Origin of the sequence: Rhizobium binae, from assembly GCF_017357225.1 — a bacterium.
Lineage (GTDB): Bacteria > Pseudomonadota > Alphaproteobacteria > Rhizobiales > Rhizobiaceae > Rhizobium > Rhizobium binae.
On sequence record NZ_CP071605.1, the window covers coordinates 253,330 to 279,914 of the forward strand.

Here is a 26,585-nt window from a genome sequence, read left to right on the forward strand (position 1 = left end):
AAACCCGGTTCGGATTTGCTAGAATGGCGCGCTTCCTGATTGCAGCTTCCCTATCCGCATTGGCAGTGATTCAGCCTGGCGCTGCCGCCGATCTTTCTGCGTATAAACGGCCGTTGATGGTGCCTTTCGAGGGCGTGACGACCTATTCCCCGCAACTGGCGACGCTCGGCAAGATGCTGTTTTTTGACCCGCGTCTTTCCGGCAACAAGAACATGACCTGCGCCAGCTGTCATAATCCTTCCTTCGGCTTCGAGACGCCTGTCAAGACGCCCATCGGCGCAGCCAATACGGCGCTGGGGCGCCAGGCACCGACAGTTCTAAACGTCGCCTGGGTGTCACCCTTCTTCTGGGACGGGCGCGCGCCGGATCTGGAGACGCAGGCAGCCGGGCCGATCAATGCCCCGGCCGAGATGAACGGCAAGCTCGAAGCCGCCGTTACCGAAATGCAGAAAATTCCGGACTACAAGAAATGGTTCGAGGAGGTATTCCCGAGCAAGGGCATTACCGAGGAGACGATGCTGACGGCCATCGCGACCTACGAGCGGACCGTGGTTTCCAACTGGTCGCCTTTCGATCGCTGGGTGGATGGCGACGAGAAGGCCGTGTCCGACAGCGCCAAGCGGGGCTTTACACTGTTCACCGGTGCGGCCGGTTGTTCCGCCTGCCATGCGGGCTGGAACTTCACCGACAACAACTTCCACGACATCGGACTGCCGGGCGACGATATCGGCCGCTACAAGATAGATGCGAGCAGCGCCAGCAACAAATATGCCTTCAAGACGCCGGGTCTGCGCAACACGCTTTACCGCGGCCCGTATATGCACGATGGCAGTCTGAAGAGCATGGGCGAGGTGATCGATCATTACGAAAGCGGCGGCGTCAGCCGTCCGTCGCTCGATCCAGGGATGAGGCCCTTTTTCCTGACGGATGAGGAGCGTGACGATCTCATGGCTTTTCTCGGCTCCCTGACCGCCGAAAAGCAGGACATTCCCCTGCCGACGCTGCCGAACTGAGGTGAAGGCGATGACACTCTCCATACGCATGCAAATTCTCGTGCCCATGGTGGCGACGATCGTCGTCGGCTTCGGCAGCGCCTTTCTGGTCGGCTATCAGGCGATTATCGGCCAGAACGAGGTCGCCGCCGTGGTTCAGGAGGCGGTGAACGCCAAAATGGTCTCCGCCCATATCGAACGGCAGTTCAGGCAGGCGACCTCGGTCGTCGACCGCGTCCTTTCGATGACGAATTTCGTTTCGGCAACCGAGGTCAAGGCCGAGTTCGACGAGAGCAACGGCGCGCTGACGCAATCGCTCGACGAGCTCGGCCGTGTCGATCTCTCGGCTTCGCTGAACGCTGGCGTGCAATCGCTGCGCCAGGTGCATGATGCCTGGGAGAAAGACGTCAAGGTCAGCCTTGGCCTGCAGCAGGCCAATGAGGTCCCGACGGCCGAGAAGCTTGCGCGCTCCGAGCAGGCGATCCTGACTGGCATCGCCGCCGTCAACGACATCGTCGACAAGGCCGCAACCGAGAGCGTCGCGGCCGCCGGCAGTGCCCTGGAATCCAAAATCAAAGCCGAATTGGCCCTGGCGGGCATCGCCGCGATCCTCGGCCTTGGCATTCTCATCGCCATCGCGAGGCACGTGTCGCGTCCGATCCAGCGCATCACGCAATCCATGCAGGAGCTTGCGGCCGGCGAGACGAACAAAGTCATCCCCTATGCGGGCCGCGGCGACGAGATCGGCTTGATGGCGGGCTCCGTGGAAGTCTTCCGCCAGAACGCCATCGCCCGCGCTAAGCTCGAAATCGAGGCCGAAGAGAACCGGCGTCTGGCGGAGGCGAACCGGCTTGCAGATCAGGAGCGGGCGGAAGCGAGCGCAGAGGCACGGCTGAAGATCGCCACCTCAGGTCTCGCGTCCGGACTGAAACGGCTCGCCAGCGGCGATCTCGCCTTCAACCTGGCAGACCGGTTCGCGCCGGAATTCGAACCGCTCAGGCATGATTTCAACGCTTCGGTGCAACAGCTCGCCGCCACGCTCGTCTCCGTTTCCGAAAGCGTGTCGATAATCAATTCCGGCACCCGCGAAATCAACAACGGCTCAAGCGACCTGTCCGGCCGCACCGAGCGGCAGGCGGCAACGCTGGAAGAAACGGCTGCAGCGCTGAGCGCCGTGACCGCCAAGGTCACGGAAGCCTCCAGGATCGCCGATGAGGCCCGCGGCGTGGCGGACAATGCCAACCGCAGCGCGGTGGCATCCGGCAAGGTGCTTGCCCAGACGGTCGACGCGATGGGGCAGATCGAGGAATCGTCCAAGCAGATCAACAATATCATCGGCGTCATCGACCAGATCGCGTTCCAGACCAACCTTTTGGCGCTGAATGCCGGCGTCGAGGCTGCCCGCGCCGGCGAGGCCGGCAAGGGTTTCGCCGTCGTTGCCCATGAAGTGCGCGAACTCGCGCAGCGCTCCGCCCAGGCTGCCAGGGAGATCAAGGAACTGATTGGGCAATCGTCCGCCAAGGTCGCCACCGGCGTCGATCTGGTCAGCCAGACCGGCGCCGCACTCGCTGACATCGGCCGCTTCATCGTCGATATCAACCGCTCCATGGAGGCGCTGGCCGGCGCGGCGCGCGAACAGGCGACGAACCTGTCGGAGGTCAATTCGGCCATGCACCAGCTCGACCAGGTGACCCAGCAGAACGCCGCGATGGTCGAGGAGACCACGGCCGCCAGCGTCACGCTCGCCAGCGAGGCCGAGCGCTTGCGCGAACTGATTACCCGGTTCGAATTGGGCAAGGCGGAGCCCGCTGCGCGCAAGTATCGCGACGCTGCCTGAGCCGAGTTCGGGGTGAGCATCGGCCTCATGCGTCGATCCCGGGGGAAGGCCGGCCCTTGAGGCGGAGCTGCGCCATCAACATCGGCCCGACTGCGAATTCGCCCATTCTGGCGCGCCGCGTCAGGTCCCGCAGGTAGCCACCCGGGGAGTTGATCTGCCCAGCTCTCTCAAGGATGCATGCCATGACAATGGCGGCGTTTTCCGGCCCCATCACCGCCATCGCCTCGTCATAGGCCGAAGCGCTGACGCCAAGCATTGCGCGCACGACCATGGCCGCGGCCGTGAGATCGCGCCGACTGGCGACAGCGCTGCCCGGTCCGTAGCCGGCAATATCAGGGCAGGCGCGCAGGACCGTGGCGAGAGAAAAGGATTTCAATCTCGCGGGATCTGACCGGACATCAGCTCGGACTTCCTGCCAACTATCCCCTCGCCTGCCCCGCTTGCGACCTTCCTGCCCTGCCCCCGGCTGGTGATCTCGCCCCGGCTCCTGCGTAAGTTCGGAGACTGGTTCAGGTTCAGACAGGGATTCCGGATTCGAATTCTGTATGTGGCGCTCAAACTGGGATTCATTGCTGCTCGCCAGGCGTATTTTATCATGTGATTCCAATGTTTTGATGATGCCGGTTCGGATCGTTTCCAGCTCTTCGAGGAGCGGCGGGAGATTTGCGAGCGTTGCCGCCCTCGGAATGCGCTGCAACAGTGCATGAAACAGCGAAGCGATGTGCTCCCAGTCGCCGGCAACGGCTTGCTCGATGGCGACCGAAATCAGCTTCGTGATATCGCGCCGGCAGATCGTCAGCCGCTCCTTCATTGCCCGCAGCATCTGCCGGTCGGCGACGATCCGTGCCGCCATCGCTTCGATCTCAATGGCGCGGGCAAGCAGCGGCGCGAGGCTGAAGCCATAGGCCTCGTCGATGCCGCCTTCCCTGCCGCGGCGGACATAACGCTTGCCGTTCGGGCTGTCCTTGCGGGAGATCAGGCCGGCCTCGACGAGAACGGCGAGATGCCGGCGCAGCGTTGCGGCGGCCATGCCGCGTGCCCTTAGAGAGAGCTGCGTGTTCGAGGGAAAGACCACCAATCCTCTTTCGCTGGAGAGATCGTCCTCGGGATAAAAGCTCAGCAGCGCATCGAGCACGGTGAGCGCCCGGTCGGTTACGTTGAGCCCTGCCCGGGCCTCGCAGACTGACCTGAACAATTTCCATTTGTTGCGCGTCGTTCCGGCCGCAATCGCTTCGCCGCGCCGCTGTTTCAGCAGCAGGGCAAGCGACATCGGCCGCCGCCCAAAGGGCGTCGTCACAGATTCACTCTCCATTCCTTCACCTCTATTCAGGCAAAAGAAATCCGCTCACCGAAACGATGCGAGGGTTGAGGCTACTGCAGCACCATGCCGCGTCTGAAATGACGCGGGCGCGCTTCAGGACTCTTGACTGGGATTCGTGAAAATGCGATTCTCTGTCTTGCTTAAGGATGTGAGAAGGGCTTCCACGACTCGTTCGTTTGGGGGCCTTTTTCTTTTGCGGTTTCAGTCTCCTTGTCTGCTCTCCTCGGCGAGGAATTGCTCATAGAGCGCATCCAGCCTACCGGAGAGAAATTCACCGAAGCGGCCGGCATTCCTCGCCTTCATCGAGAGCGAGAACGCCTTGCCGTCATTCTTCATTTCCGCCTGCACCGCCTTGTCCAGCGGCTGCCATTTCACCTTCCTGGCGGAGGCGGTCTTCTTCACCGGCCGCGCGCTTTTGTTCAGCGCAGCATAGAGCGCCTCGAAACGTTTGTCGGAAGGTAACTGAGGAAAGTCGGCCTCCTGCAGGACCTTGGCGACGCTTGCCGCATTGGCGGCCTTGCCGGCGAGCAGCGACAGTTCCACCCAGCGCTCGCGCCCGACGCCGGGCGCCGGGCCGATTGCCTGCACCACCTCCTGCGGCAGCCGCTCCATCACCGACATCATCTTCGAGACCGAAGCCGCATTGGCAGCGAGCGCCGTCGAAATCACCTCCCTGTCATAGCCGAGTTCCTCCAGCCGCCGGGCGAAGAGCGCTCGCTCGATAAAGGTGAGGTCGGCGCGGGCCGAATTCTCCTGGCCCTGGGCGATGACATGGGTGCGGTCGTCGATCGCCTTGACGACCGCCCTGACATTGCGGCCGAGCTGGCGGGCAGCGCGCAGCCGCCGGTGGCCGAAAACGACCTGATAGCGTCCGTCGATCTTCCCATGGGGACGCACCAGGATGGGTGTGTCTTGTCCGCGCGCGCGGATCGCCTCGACCAGCGCGCGGAACGCCTCGTCATCCTCCGACAGCCGATCCTTGACAAATGAGACCTCGACGGTGTCAGGGTCGAGATCGACCACCGCCTCGCCCTCGAGGAATTTCTCCGCCTGCTTGGCCAGATCGTCCAGCGAGCGGACGAGCGAGCGGCCTGCCCCGCGCATCGGATAGTTCGGCGCGCCCGCGCTCTCGTCGGGCATTTCGGCCAGCCCCTCAAGGAGATTCTTTCGTGCCATGACTTTCTCCGATTGCGGTCAAACAATTGATTCGGTTGAAGGAAAGCGTGAATTTGTCAGCCGACAAATTCACCGTCCCCATGCCTGGTGAATGAGGCCGGTGATCTCGGCATTGACGGCGTCCATCGCCTCCAACGCGCGGTCGTAGGTTCCCCGGTTCATCGCGGAGCGCTCGACCTCGTAAAGCGTCTGCTTGGTGATGCCGGCGTCCGAGATCGCCGTCGATTTCAGCATCGGGTTCTTCAGCATGAATTCGTGGAACATCGTCGACATGAAGCCGACCATCTGCGCCTGCGGCACGTCGGTCGGTTCGTAGCGGGTGACGAGATAGCGGTACCAGGAGAGGTTCACCTCGGCGCCGGCCGCACGGATCGGCTTCAGGATGCCGCCGAGCATCAGCAGGAACTGGCCCATCGACATGACGTCGAGCATCTGCGGATGGATGGTGATCAAGACGCTGGTCGCTGCCGTCAGCGCCGTCAGCGTCAGATAACCGAGCTGCGGCGGGCAATCGATGACGACGACGTCGTAGCGGTCGTCGACTTCGGCGAGCGCGCGCGAGATGCGCGTGAAGAAGGTCTTGCCGTCATTGCTCGATTTATCGGCCATGGCGAGCGGCGTGTCGTACTCGTATTCCTGCAGATCGAGATTGGCCGGCACGATGTCGAGGCCGGGAAAATTGGTGCTGTGGATGATCTCCGAGAGCTTCTTCTTCTCGCTATCATAGCGGATCGCCTCATAGAGGGAGGAAGCCTGGTCGAATTCCGGCTGGAAGCCGTGCAGAGAAGAGAGCGACGCCTGCGGATCGAGATCGACAGCGAGCACGCGATGGCCGGTCAGCGCCAGATGTTGGGCGAGATGGGCAGCCGTCGTCGTCTTGCCCGAGCCGCCCTTGAAATTGACGACGGCGATGACCTGCAGCTTTTCATGGCTGCGGCGATGGGGCACATACATGCGGCTCTCGGATCGGCCATGCGCATCGAGATAGCGCCTGAGCTCCAGCATCTGTTCGGCGCTGTAGGAGCGGCGCCCGGAAGGCGAGGTCTTGGGGCAGGGGCCCTTGCCTTCGAGATGCAGTTTCTTCAGCGTGCTTTGCGACGCCCCGACATAATTGGCGACCTCTGCCAGCGAGAAGCTGCGCAACGTCTTCTTCGCATTGGGCGGAAAACGCTGCACGCTGAGCAGATGCAGCTTCTTCGAAATTACGTCTCCCTGTTCGAGAATCTGATCCTCGAAATAGAGTGGCGCTGCCTTCAAGGCATTCAAAGTAGCGTTCATCGGCGGCAATCTCTCGGATAACGATTTTCGGGATCAAAAGCCCATCTAACCGTTATTATCCGCGATTCTCCGATACCGGCCAAGAATTTTAAGGTTAACGCATATTAACCTTTTGGCTGCGCGTTCAAGCACTTGGTCGGTGCTGCATCAATGTCTGGAAGATCTGAGCGCCTTGGGGCCGGGGGCGCGGAAAATGCGCCCCCGGCCGCGCCCGGCCGCAGGGGAGGGGCTTTCGGCGGGCTTAACTCAACGGCGCTTCGCCTGCTGTGATGCGCTGCTCGTCAGCGGCGAAGAGGTGAACGGCATCGTGGATCGGCGCGATCTTCAGTCTGTCGCCGGGGGCGGCCCTGATCCGCTCGCGGAAGACGCAGGTGAGCGTCTGCGCTCCCAGCCTGGCGAGCACGAGGGTCTCCGAGCCCGTCGGCTCCACGACGATGGTCGTCACCTCGATGCCATCAGGGTCGAGCCTGATATGTTCGGGACGAATGCCATAGGTAACGGCGTTGCCAGGCCGGCGATCGCTCGGCAGCAGCAGGCCATCCACAGTCCTGAAGCCGTCTTCGCCCATGCTGCCCGCGATGAAATTCATCGCCGGCGAGCCGATAAATCCGGCGACGAAGAGATTGCTCGGGCGGTCGTAAAGTTCGAGCGGCGAGCCGGATTGCTCGATCAGCCCGTCCTTCATGACGACGATCTTGTCAGCCATGGTCATGGCCTCGATCTGGTCGTGGGTGACATAGATGGTCGTCGTCTGCAGCCGCTGGTGCAACTCCTTGATCTCCGAGCGCATCTGCACCCGCAGCTTGGCGTCGAGGTTCGACAAGGGCTCGTCGAACAGGAAGACGGCGGGATCGCGCACGATCGCGCGCCCCATCGCCACGCGCTGCCGCTGGCCGCCCGAAAGCTGCTTCGGATAGCGCTCCAAGAGATTTTCGAGGCCGAGGATCTTGGCGGCATTGCCGACCCGGTGGTCGATCTCTGACTTCGGCATGCGCTTCAGCCGCAGCGAGAAGCCCATGTTCTTCGCCACCGTCATATGCGGATAGAGCGCATAGTTCTGGAACACCATGGCGATGTCGCGATCCTTCGGCGCCAGCTCGTTGACGATATGCTTGCCGATCTGGATCTGGCCTGAGGTGATGCCTTCCAGCCCGGCGATCATCCTAAGCAGCGTCGATTTCCCGCAACCGGAGGGGCCGACCAGCACGACGAACTCGCCGTCGCCGATATCCACCGACACGCCTTTGATGGCTTTGAACGCGCCGTAATCCTTGCGCGCATTGTTGACCGAAACATGGGCCATGAAGCTCCTCCAGAATTCGCCGTCAAAGTCCGTTCAAGACGCTTTTGAGATAATCGAGGCCGAGGCGTTCGCCCTCCTGGCGCGCGGCGAGATCCTTGCCCGGCCAGCCATAGGCGGCGTCCTCATGCTCGATCGACAGCGTGCCGTTAAAGCCATGTCCGCGTGCCTGGCTGAGGAAACGCGGCCAATCGAGAAGGCCGAGCCCCGGCAGCTTGTATTGCCACCAGCCCCTGCCGTGATAGCCGATCGCCTGCAGGACCTGCTTGTCGATCGCCGTGTCCTTGGCGTGCAGAATGGCGATGCGGTCGTTCACCGCCTCCATCGCGTGATAGGGATCGACGCCGATGCGGATGAGGTGGGAGGGATCGAATTCGAGCCCGAAGCGGTTAGCCGGGATTCTGGCGAAAAGCTCCTGCCAGCCCTTCGGCGTCGTGCCGATGAAATTATCCCTCGGTCCCGGCCAGTTTTCGATGGCGAAGCACAGGCCGGAGGATCGCGTCTCCTCGATCAGCCCGTTCGCGAAGTCAGCGAAGTCGTCATAATTGGTCTCCTCGCTCGCACCGTCATCCCGTCCCGGAAAGATCACGAAGATCGGCACGCCGGTTTCGCCGATCGCCTGGGCGAATTCCGCCGTCCTTGCCCTGAGCTCCCGGCGCTTGTCGCGGTCGGCATCGAGCTGGTTGCCGAAATAGGTGAGAGAAGAGACGAAGAGGCCGCGGCTTCTTGCAAGCGAGACGGCGCCCGCCACCCGGTCCGGCGTCTTGATATGGCCGCCGACATCAATCTCGATGGAGTCGAAACCGGCCGAGGCGGCGAAGTCTGCCACCTCCTCCAGCGGGCGGTCATTGAATGTCGAGGTATAGAAGCCGATCTTCACCATATCCTCCAGGGCTTTTTTGCCCGTTTCAGCTGTTCAAGCGATCCATGTTCTTCAGTGGCGAGCGCGCGCGTTGGGCGACGTCGGCCGATGCAAGCATCAAGGCGGCCGCCATCGGCATGGCCGCCGCGCCCATGGCCGAGGCGTCTTCGCCGATCGAGGCGCGATGCAGCGACGGCAGGTTGGTATCCCCGGCATCGAGATGTTCGTGCACATAACGCAGCAATTCATCGACGATGCGGATCGGCAGCCTGCCGCCGACGAGCACGGCATCGGGATCGACGATCATGGCGATATGTCTGACGGCGACTGCAAGATGCGCGCTCATCTTCTTCAGCCACTGCGAAACGAGACGCTTGCCTTGCGCGTCGAGCGTCAGCAGGTCCTGGGGAACGCTGACGTCGATGCCGTGTTTGGCAAGGAAGTCATAGAGGAAGAACAGCGAGAAGATCTCGCCGAGAAGCTGGATCTTCTGGCCCTTGCCATCGCGGCCGTCGGCGATCGGCAGCCAGCCGATCTCGCCGCTAAGGCCCATGGCGCCGCGATGGCCGTTGCCGTCGAGCACCAGGCCGCCGCCCGGGCAGGCGTTGATGGCGATATAAAAGAAGCTGCTGCTTTCGGCGCCGAGGCCGTAATCGAGCTCGGCAAGGGCTGCGGCATTGGCCTCGTTCTCGATGAAGACGGGATGTTGCGTCAGGCTCTCGAGTGCAGCGCGCACGTCGAATTCCGTCCATTCCTGATAGGCGTCAGGCTTGCCGAGCAGCGAGATTTCGCCGAGCCAATCCGGCACCGCCAAGCCGATGCCGCAAAGGCGCGCATCGTCGATCAGGCGGCTGCGCTGGAAATGCGAGATCGCGTCCGATGTCAGTTGCATGAATTCGCCAGGCAAGATGAAGCGCTTTTCGTGATGCACGCGGGCGCGCACATTGCCGACGGCATCGACGGCGAGGATCGTCAGGTGATCGCGGTCGATATTGATGCCGATTGCATAATAGGCGTCCGGATTGATTTCGAGCTCGATTGCCGGCTGGCCCCGCAGCCCATGCCGGCGACGGGCTTCCATGATGAGGCCCTCGTTCAGCAGGCGGTCGACGATGCGGGCGATGGCCGGCTTGGTGAAACCGGTCCGTCTTGCGATTTCCGCCCGCGAGATCGGCGCCTGGCGATGGATGCAGCGCAGGACGACGGCCCTGTTGTGCTCGCCCGCATCTTCGACATTGGCGCCCGTCAGATCCGGGGAGAGCCTGGCGCCGAGCGTCTGGTTCATGCGTTTATCCTTCCTCACGCGTCAAGGGTGAAGCAGACAATCTCATCCCTTCACCGCGCCGCTGGTCATCGCGCCGAGGATCAGCCTTTGAAGCGACAGGAATGCCACGATCGCCGGAACGACCGAGATCAGGCAGGCGGCGGCAAGCAGCTGGATGGACGAGTCGGTCTGCATGCCGCGGAAGTTAAAGATTCCGACACCGATCGGCATCAGGTCATTTTTGGTGAGCAGCAGGAAAGGCACCAGGAACTGCGACCAGCCGGCAATGACGGTGATGATGAAGACCGAGGCGATGCCCGGCGCCGACAGCGGAAGGATGATGCGCCAGAAGACCGAGAACCGGTTGCAGCCGTCGATCATCGCCGCCTCGTCGAGGCTGCGCGGAATGCCGTCGACCGTGCTCTTCAAGAGCCAGGTCGCCAAGGGAACGCCGAGCGCGATATAGACCATGACGACGGCAAAATGCGTGTCCAGCATCCCGAGACGGTTCATGTAGCGGTAGAGCGGCACCATGATGACGAGCGGCGAGATCATCTGGAAGAGAAGCAGCCCCATCATCGACAGGCCCTTGCCGCGGAAATTGAAGCGGGAAAAGGCGTAGGCCGCCGGCAGCGCCACGATCAGCACGCCGAAGCCGCTCAAGGCGGCGAGCTTCAGGCCGTTCCAGAGATAGATCGGGAAATAGCTGTTGTTGAGGACGGTGATGAAATTGTCGATCGTCGGATTGTTGGGAATATAGCGCGCCGCGCCGCGATAGATCTCGCGCTTGTCGCGCATCGCCATCGACAGGAGATAGGTGAGGGGGCCGGCGAAGAAGATAAACATCGCCAGCATGAACAGATAGCTCATGGCATCGCCGAGCCGTGTTCCAGTGCGTTGGCTCATTGCTGTTCCTCCTTCGGCAGGAACGAGGCATAGATGAAGGCGAGCCCGAGACTGATGATCAGCATCAGCACGGAAAGCACGCTGCCGCCGGAGAGATCGTAGTTCCGGAAGACGATGTTGAAGACATAGAGCGAGATGACCTCGGTCGCCCGCCCCGGACCGCCGCCCGTCAGCGTGATGATCGCATCGAAGGTGTTCACCGTCTGGATGGTGATCAGGATCATGTTGACGAGGATGGCGGCGCGCAGCTGCGGCAACGTGACGAAGAAGAACTGCTGCGAGGCGGTCGCGCCGTCGACTTCGGCGGCTTCATAAAGCGAGGGATCGATCGCCTTCAGCGCCGCATACATGACGACCATCGAAAAGGCCGTGCCACGCCAGATGTTCGAGATCAGCGTCGACCATGGCGCGATCGCCGGATCCGAAAGCCAGGCGACGGTCGGCATGTGCGTGAGCCGCAATATACTGTTCAGCGCGCCGTAGGGCGCTTCGGAAAACAGCATCTGCCAGATGATGCCGCCGGCAATGCCGGGAACGACCCAGGCGACGAGCGCCGTCGTTCTCAGGATCGTGGTGCCGAACAGGCCGCGTTTCTCGCCGCGAATGACGGTGACGGCCACCGCAAGGCCGAGGATCTGCTGGCCGATGACGCTGCCGCCGACGAAGATCAGCGTCGCCCATAAAATGTCGGGCAGCTGCGGCGAGCTCAGCGCATTGGTGATCGAGCCCAGCGTGTATTCCTGATTGTCGCCGATCAGCGTCGCATTGGTGAAGGAAAGCCGGAAAACATCGATGACGGGGTAGAGATAGAATATGCCGATGACGATGATCACGGGCATGATCCAGGGCAGGGGCGCGCCGGCGAACCGGCGCATGAACGTTCTGCTTTGAGGCGGGCTGCCGGCCTCGATGGCAATGGGGCTCATTGGCTTCTCTGTCCTGATTTGGCAAAGCCGGCGACGCCCGCGGGCAGGCGCCGCCGCTGTCTGAAGCGTCACCGACGCTTGGACATAGAGTTAGCGACGCCTGGGGCTACAGACGCTTGTAAGCCTCCATCGCCGCGCTGAATGCGGCATCCAGAGCTTCTTCCGGCTTCTTCGTGCCCGAGAGCACGTCGCCCATCATGATCTGAATCTGGTTGGATATCTCCGGATAGATCGGCACGCCGGGGCGGGCCTGGCCGTTGACCAGAGCCTCGGCGAAGGTCTTGTTGGCTTCGGTAGAGAAGACCTCGTACTTGTCGAACAGCGATTTGCGCGTCGGCAACTGTTGCTGCAGCGCGTTGGCCGGGCCCATATAGACCTCGCGGGCGAGGTTGGCGCACATCTCGACCTTGTCCTTGTCCTTGCTGAAGGAGGCGATCGTCCAGCCGCCGGTGCCGGTCGAGCGCTGATCGGCCGTCGGGCCGGGGATCGGCGAGAAGGTCCAGTTCTTGAATTCGTCTTCCTCGAGCGTCGTCTTCAGCTGCGCATATTGCCAGTTGCCGCCGATGAAGAGGGCGGTCGTGCCGGCTGCCGCCGCGGCGTTCATGTCGTCGTAGTTGGCGATGGTGCTGACGCGCTTGGGGGCCGCGCCGGAATCGACGAGATCCTTGAAATAGTTCAGCGCCTTCAGGAACTTCTCCTTGTTCTCGCCCTCGCCGAACACCGGCTTGCCGCTGTTGTCGACGAGCTTGCCGCCGAGCGCCCAGTAATTGGCGAGCCAGTCGAAGGTGGTTCCTTCCCAGCGCCCGCCGTTGAAGAGCACGCCTTCCATGCCTTCCTTGGTGGAGGCAAGGGCCGCCTTCTTCAGGTCGTCCCAGGTCTCGGGGGCATCTGGTACAATCGACTTGTTGCGGTAGAGCACGCGAAGGTCCGTATCCCACCACCAGGCGCGCACCGTCTGATCCTTGTCGGTGATGCCGGTGCGGATGAAGGGGAAGAGATCGTCCACCTCTTCCTTCGAGAAGTAGGGCGTGAAATCGGCCAGCACCTTGTTGACCATGAACTGCGACAGCACGAAGGAGTCGACGGCGGCGCAATCCGGCGCGTTGCCGGCCTTGGCCTGCTCCAGCATCTTGGCCTGTTCGGTGCCGATGTCGGAGGACATGAACTGCATCTGCAGTTTCCACTCGGGATGCTTCTTGATAAATTCGACAAAGAGCTTCTGATAGCCCTCGGCGATGGCGGGATCGGAATTATTCGGGCTGTCGTTGGTCAGGCGGACGACGAGGGTTTTGGCCGCATCGGCGAGGCCGATCCGGTCCTTGGTGGCAAGTTCCTGGGCAAAAATGGCGGATGCTGAAAATAAGATAGTGCTCAGCGCCAATGCGCTGACGGTCGCGCTCTTCATGCTGGGTCTCCTCCCCATTTTGAACGATTACAGCCTGGCGGTCAGTTGACCTCTCCTCATTTCCGTGCTGCACTAATTAGATTAAGTAACTTTGATTTGATGTCAAGCCAGAGCTTTGGGAGGATCGAGATGCTGGCGACATTCAACAGCAGCTAGCGCGCTGCCGGCGAAAATCGAGGCGACTTGGCGAGGTCATGCGCCGGATCGAGGTGATGGAGCGTCCACCGGACGCGCGGCGCATCCACCCCGCAATTTTCCCGAGGAAGAGCCCGAGCGATCGCGGGTGACCGTGACCGCGAGCGGCGGTTTTTGCCCGGCTGCAGCCGGATACCCAACTCTGTGGAGGAGAAGATGCGTTTACTCATTCTCGGCACCGGCGGCATGGCGAACCAGCACGCGGCGCGCTTCAAGGCGATCGAAGGTGTCAGCGTCGTCGGCGGCGTCGATGTCGTTCCGGAAAGGCTCGCGGCCTTCTGCACCGAACATGGCATCGCCAATCATTTCCTCTCGCTCGAGGATGCGCTCGCCTGGGGCGAGTTCGATGCGGTCGCCAATGTCACGCCCGACAACATCCACCATCCGACGACGCTGCAGGCAATCGCCGCCGGCAAGCATGTATTCTGCGAAAAGCCGCTTGCCACCGATGCGGTGAAAGCCATGGAGATGACTGAGGCGATCGAGCGGGCGGGCAAGGTCGGCATGGTCAATTTCACCTACCGCAACTCGCCGGCGCTGCAGAAAGGCCGGCAGATGGTGCTCGCCGGCGAGATCGGCGCGGTGCGCCACGTCGAGGCGTCGCATCTGCAGAGCTGGCTGGTCGGCCGCCATTGGGGCGACTGGAAGAGCGAAAGCAAATGGCTGTGGCGGCTGAGCAAGAAACACGGCTCGAACGGCGCGCTCGGCGATATCGGCATCCACATTGTCGATTTCGCCTCTTATGGCTCAGGTCTCGACGTCGCCCACGTCTTCGCCCGGCTGAAGACCTTCGACAAGGCGCCAGGCCACAAGATCGGCGAATATGATCTCGACGCCAATGACAGCTTCACCATGAACGTCGATTTTACCAATGGCGCGATCGGCACGATCCAGGCGACGCGCACCGCCGCCGGCCAGATGGACCAGCTGCGCCTCAGGGTCTATGGCGAAACCGGCTCGGTCGAGATGATCTACGATACCGGCAAATCGACGTTGCGCGCCTGCCTCGGGGAGGATGTGCACACGGCGAGCTGGCGCGACGTGCCCTTCGATCCCGTCGAGACGAACTACCAGCGTTTCGTCCAGGCGGTGCGGGCGGGCAAGACCCAGGAGCCGTCGTTTCGGCGTGCGGCGAATATCCAGAAGGTGCTCGACAAGGCGCTGGCCTCCGACCTCAGCCACAAGGACGAGGCACTCACTTAGGCCGAAGCCGGCGGCAGCAGCAGCGTGTTGAGGAAGGGCAGCAGGGCCGCACCGAGCGCCACGCCGCCGCCGCTGAAGCTTGCCGGCCGCATCGGCGAAATCCACGGGGTGATGATGGGGCGTGTCGAGGTATCGCGCCGCTCGATCGAAAGCTGATGGATCAGCGCCTCGATCACGCCCTGCGGCAGATCTCCGCCGATCATGACGGTGCTCGGGGCGAAGAAACCGGCCATGGCGATGATCGGGTCGAGCAGATGGCCCGCCGCCTCGCGGATCCATTGTGACAGCAAGGGACAGGCGAATTCCTCGCCCTTCAGCAGCCGGACGAAATCTTCTTCGCCGATGCGCGCGCGCAGCGAGCCGAAGCCGACCACGGTGTTGAGCCGGACATTGTCCGGCCCGGTCAGCATTTCGCCGATGCTGCCCGCCCGCCCGTGCACGCCGGAATAGGGAATGCCGCGGATGAGGAAGCCCGCCTGCACGTCGTCATCGATGATGATCATCGCGAGCCCGCCCTCCGGCAGGGCGCTGCCGATCGTGCGTTCGGCAAGAAGGCCCGCCGTGCACTCGTTCTCGACATAGGGGCGCGCGATCGTCGACATCGCGGCGATCGCGTCGCTTTCCTCCTCCGTCCAGTCGTTAGTGGCGATGCCGAGCCCGATGACCGGCATGCCGGCACGCCGATCGACCATGTCACGGACGGCCGCATGAACTAGCTGAACTTTCTCCGCCGGCTCGACGTCGAAATAGGCCCGCTCATGCACCTGGCCACTCAGATCGACGAGCACGATCTCGCCGCGCGTCTTGCGAAGCTTGACGCCGACCGAAAAGGCGCCTTCCGGCCGCAGCGCAAATTCCGTCGCCGTGGCGCCCCCGCCGAGCCCGTTGCGGCGGTTCGAGGTGATGAGCTTCTCATCCGCCAGCCGCCGCAGAATATTGGTGATGCCGGGCCCCGTCAGCCCGCTATGGCGCCCAAGCTCGGTGCGCGTCAGCGGCCCATGCCGGCGGATCGCCTCCAGGATGACGCGAATATTCCGGTCGGCGATCTCGCCCGACCTCAGACCAACCGTTTTGGCGCGCGGACCGCCCATCTCCTGGGTGTGAAGCCGACGCGGCCCTGACCGAAGAAACCGCATGACCGTCTTTCCTAGAGCACTATCTCGGCTGTGTAGCACGCTTGCAGGTGTTCGTAACGATTTTCCAATAGACGCGTATAACCAACGGGTTCGTTGCTCGAAGCCAACGCTGCGTCATTGGGTGCCCCAGAGGCCCACGACATGGGAGGCCGCTACGTGGAGTGTTTCGATGTCTCGACTTTGGCCGGTCAGCTTTACCGGCTCGAAATATTTCTGCGTAAAGGTCCGCGGATGCGGACGTTGATCGATTTTATCACGTGGATGCTCGCCTTGCCTCCCGCTCTCTGGGAGCTGGCGAATGTGGCAAGACGCTACGGCTGGACTCTAGGTGCCTGCGCTGGTTCGATTGTTTTCGGCGGCATATTTTTGTGGGTCACTGCGCTCCAATGGGTCGCCGAAGGTATCCATGATAGCGCTTTCGGTGTCGTGCAAGCGTTCCTTCTGCTGGTGGTGCCTCCGGCAGCTACTGTTTTTATTGCTAAGATGACCGGATTGGCTGCTGGAGTTTTCGCAGGCATTGCCGTTGGATTCTGCGTCTTTGTCATAACCGCCGTCATCGGAATTGGCCTCTACGGCGAGTGAGGCATTGCGAATGCCAGTCGGCTAACGTTTGCCGAGATCGCTTCGACGGATCAGGCACAAAAAGCCTCGGCAACCCGGGCTTGGCAGATAGTGCTTTGGAGTGAATGCCAACTCAGTCCGGATGGCTCCTGGATCTTCACGATAGGACCCCACGCACTTCCAAGCAGCGGTTGCTACTAATAGCTGCAGGGACGATCGTTGCCGAAGCCGTCCCGGCAGGCAGGTCTGAGTCCAAAGTCGACGCTGCTGTATCCAATCGAGCCGGTTTGCACCGAATCGGTTGAGCTGGTCGTGCACGAAGACAAGGACACGACAACCGCGACGACGGCTGCTGCGGCTGCCAATGATTTGCGAATCTGGAGCATCCCACCCTCCCCATCGCTGGCTGAGAGCCAGCGTCTTCAGTGTGATTGCTCTTCAGATAGGCCGACGCGGCGAGCGGTAAACCGTTGCGTCCGATCAAGATTCCGTTATTCGTTGAAAGCTAGACGCCGGCTTCCGAGCGGAGGAGACCATGCCCGCAGCCATACTGATTGGAGCCTCAGGTTCCGGCAAGACGACCATCGCTCACGCAATTGCCGAGCGCGCTCCAGACAATACGGATGTTCTCTTCTTTGACGCGATCGGGGTGCCGAGCGCCGAGGACATGATGAGAGAATATGGATCGGGCGAAGCTTGGCAGTTGGCCAAGACCGTTGAATGGATGCAGAGGATTGCTGAGATTGCAGCGTCAGGACGGCGGGTCGTATTCGAAGGCCAAACTCGGCTTTCGTTCCTGGCCGAGGGGGCGATGGCCGCAGCTTGGCACGACTATGTTCCGATCCTTGTCGATTGCGATGATGCCACAAGAGCCACCCGGCTGACTTTCGACCGGCAACAGCCCGAACTCGCTAATCCCGAGATGATGGACTGGGCGAATTATCTTAGAGGGGAGGCGCGGGCGCATGGATGCGAGATTCTAGACACCTCTGCCATGTCGGTGGAGCAGGCAGCCTCGCGTATATTGAGCTTCACTCTCACTTCCGGCACAAGGCGGTCGGAGCAAGGTCCTTTTTTGACGTCGAGGTGACGCGGCGGTACTCTGCTTCACCCCAACCTCCCCACTTGACGGCAAATCAAAGTTACTTAATCTAAGCGCCAGCAGGAACCGCTGGGAGGAGGGCCGGCAAATCGCGATCTCTCTCGCGCCATCTTCATCTCCCAAAGCCATGATTACGGGTCGTCTCCGCCGATCTTTCAACAGGGATAAGCCATGCCTCTGACCATTGCCCAACGCCTCGATCGCCTCAAAGTCCGCATTGCCGAGCTGGCGCATTGGCGCGATCGCCAGAGCAGCCCGATCGACGGCTGGACCTTCGAGGGGGAGCCGATCGGCCATCATCAGGATTGGCCGCATCGACAAGGCGTCGTGCATTTTGCCGCGCGCGCCGAGGCGCCGGAGGGCTGGCCGCTCGAGGATATTCGCCTGCAGCTCGATCTCGGCGGCGAGAGCCTGATCACGCTGAGCTATCCGGATGGACAGAGCGAGACCTTCGGGCTCGATCCCTATCATCAGGAATTTCCGGTCAAGGGCCAGCGTTTTTCGATTGCGACGGAAAGCGTCGCGCGCTTTCCCTTCGGCGAACCGAACCGGGCGCCGCGGCTGAACAAGGCCCGGCTGATCCGGCTCGATGGCCCGGCGCATCGCCTGCACCTTCTCTTGAAGCAGGTGGCCGAGGCGATCGAGGTGCTCGGCGAGCATGAAGTCGTGCCGCATATGATGGATGCGGCCGAGCAGAGCTTGCGCAGTCTCGACTGGCCGTCGGATACCGCCGCTTACGTCGCCCGCACGTCCGATGCCGTCATGCAGCAGAAGATCTGGGAGCTCCCTGAGCTTGCGGAGAACCCGGCAGGCCTCTCCGACGAGCAAAGCGCTTCGGCGGCGTCGGCCTTCGAGGCGCTGACGGCGCGGCTGAAGGAATTGCAGAAGCGCTTCCCACAGAATGGTGAGCTGGTGCTGACCGGCCACGCGCATATCGATCTCGCCTGGCTCTGGCCCTATCGCGAGACGCGCCGCAAGATGCGGCGCACCTTCAATACGGCGCTGTCGCTGATGGAGCGCTCGGCCGATTTCCGCTTCAACCAGTCGACCGCGCATTATTACGCACAGATGGAAGAGGAAGATCCGGAGCTTCTGGACCGCATCAAAAGGAAGGTCGCGGAAGGCAAGTGGGAAACCGTCGGCGGCATGTGGGTGGAACCCGATACCAACATGCCCACAGGCGAGAGCCTCGCCCGCCAGGTTCTCTACGGCCAGCGCTATTTCGAAAAGACTTTCGGCGCGCGCCACTCGGTCTGTTGGCTGCCGGATTGCTTCGGCTTCTCCGGCGCCCTGCCGCAGATCCTGAGACAAGGCGGCATCGACAGCTTCTTCACCATCAAGGTCAACTGGAGCGAGACCAACCATATTCCCTCCGACCTTTTCTGGTGGAAGGGCCTCGACGGCAGCAAGGTTCTTACCCACACCTTCGACAATCCGATGCAGGGCTATAATGGCTTCGTGCAGGCCGATTGCTACGTTCCGACCTGGAAGAATTTCCGTGGCAAGGTGCAGCATCACGCCTCGCTTCTCGCCGTCGGCTATGGCGACGGCGGCGGCGGTGTGACGCCTGAAATGGTGGAGCGCGAAGTGCAGCTGCGCGATTTTCCGGCCATCCCGCAGGCGCGCTGGGGCACGGTCAAAGGCTTTTATGAGGATGCGCACCGCACCGCATCCGAGAAGAGCCTGCCCGTCTGGGACGGCGAGATCTATCTCGAACTGCACCGGGCGACGCTGACGACGCAAAGCGGCGTCAAGCGCAAACATCGGCAGGCCGAACGTGCGCTGATCACCGCCGAAACGCTGGCCTCGCTCGCCCATATGCTCGGAGCCGAAAAGCCAAGAAGCCTGGAGGCGGATTGGCGCGTCGTGCTGAAGAACGAATTCCACGACATCTTGCCGGGTTCGAGCATCCGCGAGGTCTATCAGGATGCGGAGCAGGAGCTCGGCGGCGTCATTGACAATGCCAGGTCCGAGCAGGCAAAGGCCCTGCAGGCGCTTTCCGCCAACTTGCCGAAGAGCGGCGTCGGCAAGGCTCTCGTCGTCGTCAATCCGTCGCTTGCGCCGCGGCCCCTCAGCGCCACGCTCGCCGACGGCACCGTCGTCTCGGCCGCCGACATCGTCGCCCCCCTGTCCGTCGCCGTTTTCGACAGGCAGGCGCTGCAGCCGGCGGGCGGGCTGAAGGCAACCTCCGACTGCCTGGAGAACGATCATCTCGCCGTCGTGATCGGCAAGGATGGCGCGGTCGCGAGCCTCGTCCACAAGGCGAGCGGCCGCGAAGCGGTCGACGGCTCGGCCAACCAGCTCTGGGTCTATCCGGCCGACAAGCCGCGCAACTGGGATGCCTGGGATATCGATGCCGATTATGCCGAAAAGGCCGTCCGTCTCGAAGCGCCCGAAAGCATCAGCCTCGTCGAAACCGGCCCGCACCGCGCGGCCATCCGCGTCGTCCACCGCTACCGCAATTCGAGCGTCACGCAGACCTACGTGCTGACGGCGAACGCCAAGCGGCTCGACATCGAAACGACGATCGACTGGCACGACCGCCGCACCCTGCTGCGCACGCTTAATCCCGTCGATGTCAGGTCGCGCAAGGCGACCTTCGAATGCGCCTTCGGCGTGGTCGAACGGGCGACTCACACCAACACCTCCTGGGAGCAGGCGATGTTCGAGGCCGTCGCCCACCGCTTTGTCGATATCAGCGAACCGGGCTTCGGCGTTGCTCTGCTCAACAATGCCAAATACGGCCACAGCGCCCGCGGCAATGTGATCGGCATGAGCCTGGTGCGCGGTCCGATTTATCCCGATCCGCTGGCCGACGAAGGCGAGCAGAGCTTCACCTATGCGCTGATGCCGCATGAGGGCGCCTGGCATGAGGGCGGCGTGCTGGATGAGGCGCTCGATCTCAACCAGCCGCTCGTGACCGCCGAAGCGCAGGGCCTTTCCGCCGGCACTTTCGCGCCGCTCGCCGTCTCCGGCACGCCCGTCGCCTTCTCGGGCCTGAAGCCCGCCGAAGAGGGCGACGGCCTCATCCTGCGCCTGTACGAACCCGCCGGCCGGCGTGGCAGGCTCTCTCTCGAGCTGCCTTCCGGATGGAACGCGTCGCAGCCGCTCAACATTCTCGAAGAGCCGATGGAGCGCCAAGGGCCCGAGGACATCATGCCGTTCGAAATCCGGACCTGGAGGCTGCGGAAGGGCTGATCGCCCTTCCCCGGGGGGCGGCCTGGTCGCTTTGAAGCGGCCGCGGCTGATGCCGCTACGCGACGCCGAAGGCGCTGGCCGGTGACCTCGCCGGCCAGCGCCTTCTGAGGCACGCGGCCGCTGTCGCCTTGGGAGGAGTTGTGACGGAACCGCGTACGGTCGGCTCTTGAAAGCGGGCCTGTTTGTGCGGAAGAAATCGTGATCAGTTTGCCGCCGGTCGAAAAGCCTCGGGCCGGGCGGCGAAATTCTCGACCACGAAATCCACGAAGGCGCGGATTTTTGGTGAAAGCTGACGGTTCGACGGCCAGACGAGCGAGAGCGAACCGAAGGGCACCATGAAGGCGGTGAGGACCGGGACCAGCGTGCCGGCTCGGATATGCGGCTCGGCGACATAGACGGGCAGATGCGCGAGGCCGAGCCCATCCCTGGCCGCCCGCAGCCCGGCATCGGTATTGTTGAATGTCAGGCTTTTCGGCAGAAGCAGCCGCTCGTGCGGCGGGCGGAACGCCCAGGGCGCGGTACGGCCGGTGGATGGGTATTTGAAGTGAATGCAGGCGTGCCGGGAGAGATCGTCAGGCGTCTCCGGCTGTCCGTGAAGTTCGAGATAGGCGGGACTTGCGCAGACGACGAAATGCTGCTCGCCGAGACGACGGGCGATTAGCCGCGCATCGGCAAGCTCGCCGCTGCGCACGACGACATCCAGCCGCTCCGTAATAAGATCGACGACCCTGTCTTCGAAATCGATGTCCAGTTCGATCTCGGGGAAGCGCGCGGCGAAGCTCGGCAGGATCGGCATCAGAAGATGGTGGCCGACGATATGTGGAACGCTGATGCGCAGGCGGCCCCTCGGCCGGTCCTGGCCCTTGGACACGGCCGCCTCCGCATCCTGCATGTCGTCGAGGACGCGTTTGTAGTGTTCGTAGAGGACTGTCCCTTCCTCGGTCAGGCTGATGCTGCGCGTCGTGCGGTTGAAAAGCCGCACGCGGAGGCGGCTTTCAAGGCGCGCCACCGCTTTGCCGATCGCCGACGGCGAAACGCCGGCAAGACGCGCGGCAGCGACATAGCTCTGCTGTTCGGCGGCATGAACGAAGGCGACGACGCTTGCGAGACTATCCACGGCCACATCCGATTGAGGACATTTTTTCCTTTATGTAAGTCCATGTCCTCCCATTGATCAATATTGCGTAACAAATATCCTTTTTATCCGATTGCTGGCCAACTTGAAGGAATGGATGGTATGCGGGACTATGCAAAGGAATTGCCTGAACACGGGGAAAAATTTATCGGAGAGAATGACCTCTTCCTGGAGATATTCCATAGGTACCATGGCTCGCAGCAGCCCGGCCGGCCGCCTTTGCTGTTCGTCCATGGCGCCTTCACCGGGAGCTGGATGTGGAGCAAATACATCCCGCATTTCATGGCAGCAGGATGGGACTCTTACTGCATCAATCTGCGGGGCCACTACAAAAGCAGATCGGTCGACTTCACGCAGCTCACGTTCGAGGACTACTTGGAAGATATCCGAGAGGCGATCGCGGAAGTGGTCGATGACAGCGGAGGTCCGCCCGTCGTGATCGGCTTCAGCATGGGCGGGATTCTCAGCCAGAAACTGGCGGAAAGCGTCGAGATTGCCGGGCTGGTGCTGATCGATTCCAGCATCTGCAGGCAAGTGCATGACGAAGTGCCCTATCAGGGCCTCGCACCGCAGGCGCCCGGTCTCGTCGTGCCCGCGCCGGCGCGCGGCGAGCAATTCAGCGCCGATGAGACCTGCGAGGATATCGCGTTCCAGCGGAAGTACCTGTCGATGGAGTCAGGCAAGGCTTTCGGCGCCTTCTCCTTTCATTTCGGAGCGAAGGGCGTTTCCGTCGACGGAGCCCGCATCGCCTGTCCCAGCCTGGTCATCTCAGCCGTTGGCAATGACGACGATGATCGGCGCGGCCGGGCGGCGGCACGGCATATCGGCGGCGAATATCTGGGTCTTCCCGGCACGACGCATACGGGTCTGCTGGTCGGGCAAAGATATCGAGAAGCAGTCAGCAGGATCATGGACTGGCTGGCACGCTTGCAAGATTGCTCCCTTCCAGGCGCGACGCGCCCCAACGGACTTAACGGTGCATGATGCGGTAAGTTGGCATCCGGCGCGCTTCCTCTTAAAACCGGCAATCAAGCGGATAGTCTGGGAACGAGGTGAGCTGGCAAGGTGACAGCTTCGACGGCACGGGCTCCGGTAATCATCTCCACTATATGCGAAGCTTGTTCATGTCGCGGATGCCATCAAGGCTTCAGCTGAAGAGCTTGCCGCGCGGACGGGCGCCGAGGTTGCCGAGGCGGAGGATCTCATCAAGTCCCAGAACGTCGATGCGATCCTCATCGCGCCGAGCCACGCCGATCTCATCGAGGCGGCGGCGCGAGCCGGCAAGGCCATTCTCCGCGAAAAGCCGGTATCCCTGTCGGTCGACCGCATCAATGCCTGCTTCGAGATTGTCGAGGAAAGCAGGTCGACTCTGCCGCAGTGTCGGGTAGCCGTGTCCGGGCCTGCTCATTCCTTCAGGCCGAGGCTCGCCAGCAACCTGATAACATAGGCTTCCAGCCCGCCGACCATGTCGAAACGGTCGGGATCGCGCAGCCAGAGCATCTGCAGGCCGTCCATGACGGCGATCAGTTCGGCGGCCATGGCCTTGGCGTCGATGCCGGCATCGATCGCGCCCTCGGCGGCGGCTCGCTCGAAGGTCGCGGCGATATGCTGCTGCATCTCGGTGGCGCGGTCGAGAAACCAGGCCTTGGCGGGATGGTCCTTCATCAGGCTCTCGGCATTCAGGATGGCGAAAGCCCTGATGACCTCGGTCATACCGGCATTGCGGCGGAAGATTTCGACCATGCCCTCGAGCAGGCCGCTGAGATCGGCGCGATAGTGGCCGATGAAATCGGCGCTGTCGAGATCGCGCTTGGCGAGGATCGCAAGCAGCAGATCGACCTTGGTCGGGAAATGGTGCAGCAGGCCGGGCAGCGACAGGCCGACATCGCGGGCGATATCGCCGATCGCCGCATTCTGGTAGCCGTCTTCGGCAAAACGCCGCATCGCCGCCGCCAGGATCTCCGCGCGGCGCGTCTCCCCCTTGCGGGATCGCCTCCGACGCTTCTCCTCTCCGACATTCTGTTCCGTCAATTCCGCCATCGTTCCCGGTGCCTTTTCCATGCTCTCCATTCCATACATCAGGCTTGAGCGATTGACATCTTAAAAATACCGAGTAATCGGTAGGTTTAAGGATTGTCCCCGGGAGGCTTGCATGATCGATTCCATTCTCGACAAGATGACCCTCGAGGAGCAGGTATCGCTGCTCTCGGGCGCCGATTTCTGGACGACCGTTCCGGTCGAGCGTCTCGGCGTGCCGAAGATCAAGGTGACGGACGGGCCGAACGGCGCACGCGGCGCCGGCTCGCTGGTCGCGGGCGTCAAGGCGACCTGCTTTCCCGTCGCAATCGCGCTCGGCGCCAGCTGGAATCCCGGTCTTGTCGGCGAGATGGGTGCGGCGCTTGCCCGCCAGGCAAAGAGCAAGGGGGCGGCCGTGCTGCTCGCGCCCACGGTGAATATTCACCGCTCCGGCCTCAACGGGCGGAATTTTGAATGCTACTCCGAAGATCCGATGCTGACGGCCGAGCTTGCCGTCGCCTATATCGACGGGGTGCAGGGCGAGGGCGTCGCCGCGACGATCAAGCATTTTGCCGGCAATGAATCCGAGATCGAGCGCCAGACCATGTCGTCCGATATCGATGAGCGGACGCTGCGCGAAATCTACCTGCCGCCCTTCGAACAGGCGGTGCGCCGCGCCGGCGTCATGGCGGTCATGTCCTCCTATAACCGCCTGAACGGCACCTATACCAGCGAGCATCACTGGCTGCTGACCAAGGTGCTGCGCGAGGAATGGGGCTTCGACGGCATCGTCATGTCCGACTGGTTCGGCTCGCATTCCACCGCCGAGACGATCAATGCCGGGCTCGACCTCGAAATGCCGGGTCCGGCGCGCGACCGCGGCGAGAAGCTGGTGGCCGCCGTGCGCGAGGGCAAGGTCGAAGCCGCCACGGTACGCGCCGCGGCGCGGCGCATATTGGTTTTGCTGGAGCGCGTCGGCGCCTTCGAGACGAAGCCTGATCTCACCGAGCGGGCGGTCGACCTGGCGGAGGACCGGGCGCTGATCCGGCGTCTCGGGGCAGAGGGCGCGGTGCTCCTGAAAAACGACGGCATTCTGCCGCTCGCCAAGACCTCTCTCGACCGAATCGCCGTCATCGGTCCCAATGCGGCGAGCGCCCGCGTCATGGGCGGCGGCAGCGCGCAGATCGCGGCGCATTATACGGTGAGCCCGCTCGAAGGCATTCGCGCTGCACTTTCCAATGCCAACAGCATCAGCCACGCGGTGGGCTGCCGCCATAACCGCCTGATCGACGTGTTCAAGGGAAAGATTACGGTCGAATATTTCAAGGGGCGCGGCTGCAAGGGCAATCCCCTCCATGTCGAGACGGTCGACAAGGGTGAGTTCTTCTGGTTCGAGCTGCCCTCCGGCGAACTCGATCCCGCTGATTTCTCCGCCCGGATGACGATGCAGTTCGCGCCTGCTGAGAGCGGCGAGCATGTCTTCGGCATGACCAATGCCGGGCTGGCGCGGCTTTTCGTCGATGGCGCACTGACGGTCGATGGGTATGAAGGCTGGACGCGCGGCGAGAATTATTTCGGGACCGCCAATGACGAGCAGCGCGGCAGCGCGGCCCTCGAAGCGGGCCGGTCCTATCAGCTCAGCGTCGAATATGAGCCGTCGACCGCGACCGAGGAGGGCATCAACCTCATCGCCGTCCGCTTCGGTGTGGAGAAGCCGCTCGGCGAGGCCGATATCGAAGCCGCCGTCGAGACGGCGCGCAATGCCGATGTGGCGCTGCTCTTCGTCGGCCGCGACGGCGAATGGGATACCGAAGGATTGGATCTACCGAACATGCGGCTTCCGGGCCGGCAAGAGGAACTGATCGAACGGGTCGCCGCCGCCAACGCCAACACCGTCGTCGTGCTGCAGACCGGCGGCCCCATCGAAATGCCCTGGCTCGGCAAAGTCCGCGCGGTGCTTGAGATTTGGTATCCCGGTCAGGAACTCGGCAACGCCGTCGCCGACGTCCTGTTCGGCGATGCCGAACCCGGCGGGCGCCTACCGCAGACTTTCCCCAAGGCGCTGACCGACAATTCCGCCATTACAGGCGATCCGACCGTCTATCCCGGCAAGGACGGTCATGTGCGTTATGCCGAAGGCGTCTTCGTCGGCTACCGCCATCACGATACACGCGCCGTCGAACCGCTCTTCCCCTTCGGCTTCGGCCTTGGCTATACCCGCTTCCGTTGGAGCGAACCGCGGCTGTCGGCGCGCGAAATGGGAGCTGAAGGCGTGACGATCAGTGTCGATCTGACCAATATCGGCGACCGGGCCGGAGCGGAGCTGGTCCAGCTCTATGTGCGCCCGCCAGAATCCAAGGTGGAGCGGCCGGACAAGGAACTGCGTGCCTTCGCCAAGCTTTCGTTGCGGGCCGGCGAGACCCGCACAGCGGTCCTGAAGATCCTGCCGCGAGATCTCGCTTATTTCGACATCGAGGCCGGCGCCTTCCGGGTGGAGCCGGGCGATTATCAGCTGATCGTGGCGGCCAATGCTGCCGACATAAGATCTGTGATCGACCTGCCCTCGCCATCGGGCTACGTGCTGACGCCGTCAAGCGACCACGGGCTTCCTTAACTCGAGCTAAAGGCGTCATCGGCATCGGTCATGCCTTTGCTCGTCATCAGATTTCTCCCGAAACCTCACAGACAATCGAAGAACATCTTCAGGTGTCGAACGATTTGAGTGAGCAAAAAGCAACGTTCAAGAGGCTTTCTGGCTTGCGGTAAACGCAT

Annotated in this window: 21 protein-coding genes and 1 pseudogene; 9 read left to right on the forward strand and 13 right to left on the reverse strand. The window is 62.5% G+C overall.

Annotated elements, in window-relative coordinates:
* Positions 1-23: 23 nt before the first annotated feature.
* Together J2J99_RS23205 and J2J99_RS23210 are read left to right on the forward strand one after the other, a co-directional pair.
* A complete protein-coding gene (locus tag J2J99_RS23205; protein ID WP_168300352.1) occupies positions 24-1,013 on the forward strand; it encodes a cytochrome-c peroxidase in 990 nt (329 codons plus the stop codon).
* Positions 1,014-1,023: 10 nt separating this feature from the next.
* Positions 1,024-2,829 (forward strand): methyl-accepting chemotaxis protein, encoded by a 1,806-nt coding sequence (locus J2J99_RS23210; protein WP_168300353.1) that lies wholly within the window; start codon positions 1,024-1,026, stop codon positions 2,827-2,829.
* A 25-nt stretch (positions 2,830-2,854) separates the two neighbouring features.
* On the opposite strand, the gene repC is transcribed toward J2J99_RS23210, so the two are convergent.
* The 9 genes from repC to J2J99_RS23255 all read right to left on the reverse strand — a co-directional run bounded on the left by repC (position 2,855) and on the right by J2J99_RS23255 (position 13,267).
* Positions 2,855-4,141 carry a plasmid replication protein RepC gene (gene repC / locus J2J99_RS23215; RefSeq protein WP_168300354.1) on the reverse strand — a complete coding sequence of 429 codons (1,287 nt, stop codon included), beginning with the start codon at positions 4,139-4,141 and terminating at the stop codon, positions 2,855-2,857.
* A gap of 210 nt (positions 4,142-4,351) precedes the next feature.
* Complete coding sequence (gene repB / locus J2J99_RS23220) at positions 4,352-5,326, reverse strand: plasmid partitioning protein RepB (RefSeq protein WP_168300355.1); 975 nt, start codon at positions 5,324-5,326, stop codon at positions 4,352-4,354.
* 69 nt (positions 5,327-5,395) lie between these two features.
* Positions 5,396-6,604, reverse strand: coding sequence for a plasmid partitioning protein RepA (repA, locus tag J2J99_RS23225; protein WP_168300356.1), 1,209 nt, complete (start codon positions 6,602-6,604; stop codon positions 5,396-5,398).
* A 241-nt stretch (positions 6,605-6,845) separates the two neighbouring features.
* The gene (locus tag J2J99_RS23230) at positions 6,846-7,907 is read right to left on the reverse strand and encodes an ABC transporter ATP-binding protein (RefSeq protein WP_168300357.1); all 1,062 of its coding nucleotides are present in this window, start codon (positions 7,905-7,907) and stop codon (positions 6,846-6,848) included.
* 22 nt (positions 7,908-7,929) lie between these two features.
* Entirely contained in the window at positions 7,930-8,784 is an 855-nt protein-coding gene (locus J2J99_RS23235) for a sugar phosphate isomerase/epimerase family protein (RefSeq protein ID WP_168300407.1), read from the reverse strand.
* 28 nt (positions 8,785-8,812) lie between these two features.
* Complete coding sequence (locus J2J99_RS23240) at positions 8,813-10,051, reverse strand: ROK family transcriptional regulator (protein ID WP_168300358.1); 1,239 nt, start codon at positions 10,049-10,051, stop codon at positions 8,813-8,815.
* A 42-nt stretch (positions 10,052-10,093) separates the two neighbouring features.
* The gene (locus J2J99_RS23245) at positions 10,094-10,936 is read right to left on the reverse strand and encodes a carbohydrate ABC transporter permease (protein ID WP_040112498.1); all 843 of its coding nucleotides are present in this window, start codon (positions 10,934-10,936) and stop codon (positions 10,094-10,096) included.
* The gene (locus tag J2J99_RS23250; protein ID WP_168300359.1) at positions 10,933-11,862 is read right to left on the reverse strand and encodes a carbohydrate ABC transporter permease; all 930 of its coding nucleotides are present in this window, start codon (positions 11,860-11,862) and stop codon (positions 10,933-10,935) included. The genes J2J99_RS23245 and J2J99_RS23250 overlap by 4 nt, the downstream gene beginning before the upstream one ends.
* 106 nt (positions 11,863-11,968) lie before the next feature.
* Positions 11,969-13,267, reverse strand: a complete 1,299-nt coding sequence (locus J2J99_RS23255; protein ID WP_168300360.1) for an extracellular solute-binding protein — start codon at positions 13,265-13,267, stop codon at positions 11,969-11,971.
* A 351-nt stretch (positions 13,268-13,618) separates the two neighbouring features.
* On the opposite strand from J2J99_RS23255, the gene J2J99_RS23260 reads away from it, so the two are divergent.
* Positions 13,619-14,665, forward strand: coding sequence for a Gfo/Idh/MocA family protein (locus J2J99_RS23260; protein ID WP_168300361.1), 1,047 nt, complete (start codon positions 13,619-13,621; stop codon positions 14,663-14,665).
* Here the strand turns inward: J2J99_RS23260 and J2J99_RS23265 are convergent.
* Positions 14,662-15,801 carry an ROK family transcriptional regulator gene (locus J2J99_RS23265; RefSeq protein WP_168300362.1) on the reverse strand — a complete coding sequence of 380 codons (1,140 nt, stop codon included), beginning with the start codon at positions 15,799-15,801 and terminating at the stop codon, positions 14,662-14,664. The two genes, J2J99_RS23260 and J2J99_RS23265, sit on opposite strands and share 4 nt — an antisense overlap.
* Positions 15,802-15,942: 141 nt before the next feature.
* Here J2J99_RS23265 and J2J99_RS23270 point away from each other — a divergent pair, with 141 nt between their 5' ends.
* Positions 15,943-16,383, forward strand: coding sequence for a hypothetical protein (locus tag J2J99_RS23270; RefSeq protein WP_246735408.1), 441 nt, complete (start codon positions 15,943-15,945; stop codon positions 16,381-16,383).
* Between the two features lie 176 nt (positions 16,384-16,559).
* Here J2J99_RS23270 and J2J99_RS34125 read toward each other — a convergent pair whose 3' ends face one another.
* A complete protein-coding gene (locus J2J99_RS34125; protein ID WP_168300363.1) occupies positions 16,560-16,748 on the reverse strand; it encodes a hypothetical protein in 189 nt (62 codons plus the stop codon).
* Positions 16,749-16,897: 149 nt separating this feature from the next.
* Here J2J99_RS34125 and J2J99_RS23275 point away from each other — a divergent pair, with 149 nt between their 5' ends.
* Positions 16,898-17,452, forward strand: a complete 555-nt coding sequence (locus tag J2J99_RS23275; protein WP_168300364.1) for a P-loop NTPase family protein — start codon at positions 16,898-16,900, stop codon at positions 17,450-17,452.
* A gap of 183 nt (positions 17,453-17,635) precedes the next feature.
* The gene (locus J2J99_RS23280) at positions 17,636-20,662 is read left to right on the forward strand and encodes an alpha-mannosidase (RefSeq protein ID WP_168300365.1); all 3,027 of its coding nucleotides are present in this window, start codon (positions 17,636-17,638) and stop codon (positions 20,660-20,662) included.
* Between the two features lie 202 nt (positions 20,663-20,864).
* On the opposite strand, the gene J2J99_RS23285 is transcribed toward J2J99_RS23280, so the two are convergent.
* Entirely contained in the window at positions 20,865-21,779 is a 915-nt protein-coding gene (locus tag J2J99_RS23285) for a LysR family transcriptional regulator (RefSeq protein WP_207600975.1), read from the reverse strand.
* A gap of 120 nt (positions 21,780-21,899) precedes the next feature.
* On the opposite strand from J2J99_RS23285, the gene J2J99_RS23290 reads away from it, so the two are divergent.
* On the forward strand, positions 21,900-22,781 hold the full coding sequence (locus J2J99_RS23290) for an alpha/beta hydrolase (protein WP_168300367.1): 882 nt from the start codon (positions 21,900-21,902) through the stop codon (positions 22,779-22,781).
* A gap of 127 nt (positions 22,782-22,908) precedes the next feature.
* Positions 22,909-23,169, forward strand: a pseudogene (locus J2J99_RS23295) (Gfo/Idh/MocA family oxidoreductase); the annotation flags it as partial.
* 32 nt (positions 23,170-23,201) lie between these two features.
* Here J2J99_RS23295 and J2J99_RS23300 read toward each other — a convergent pair.
* The gene (locus J2J99_RS23300; protein ID WP_168300409.1) at positions 23,202-23,837 is read right to left on the reverse strand and encodes a TetR/AcrR family transcriptional regulator; all 636 of its coding nucleotides are present in this window, start codon (positions 23,835-23,837) and stop codon (positions 23,202-23,204) included.
* 112 nt (positions 23,838-23,949) lie between these two features.
* Between J2J99_RS23300 and J2J99_RS23305 the strand changes: the two genes are divergently transcribed.
* A complete protein-coding gene (locus J2J99_RS23305) occupies positions 23,950-26,427 on the forward strand; it encodes a glycoside hydrolase family 3 C-terminal domain-containing protein (RefSeq protein WP_168300368.1) in 2,478 nt (825 codons plus the stop codon).
* Positions 26,428-26,585 lie beyond the last annotated feature (158 nt).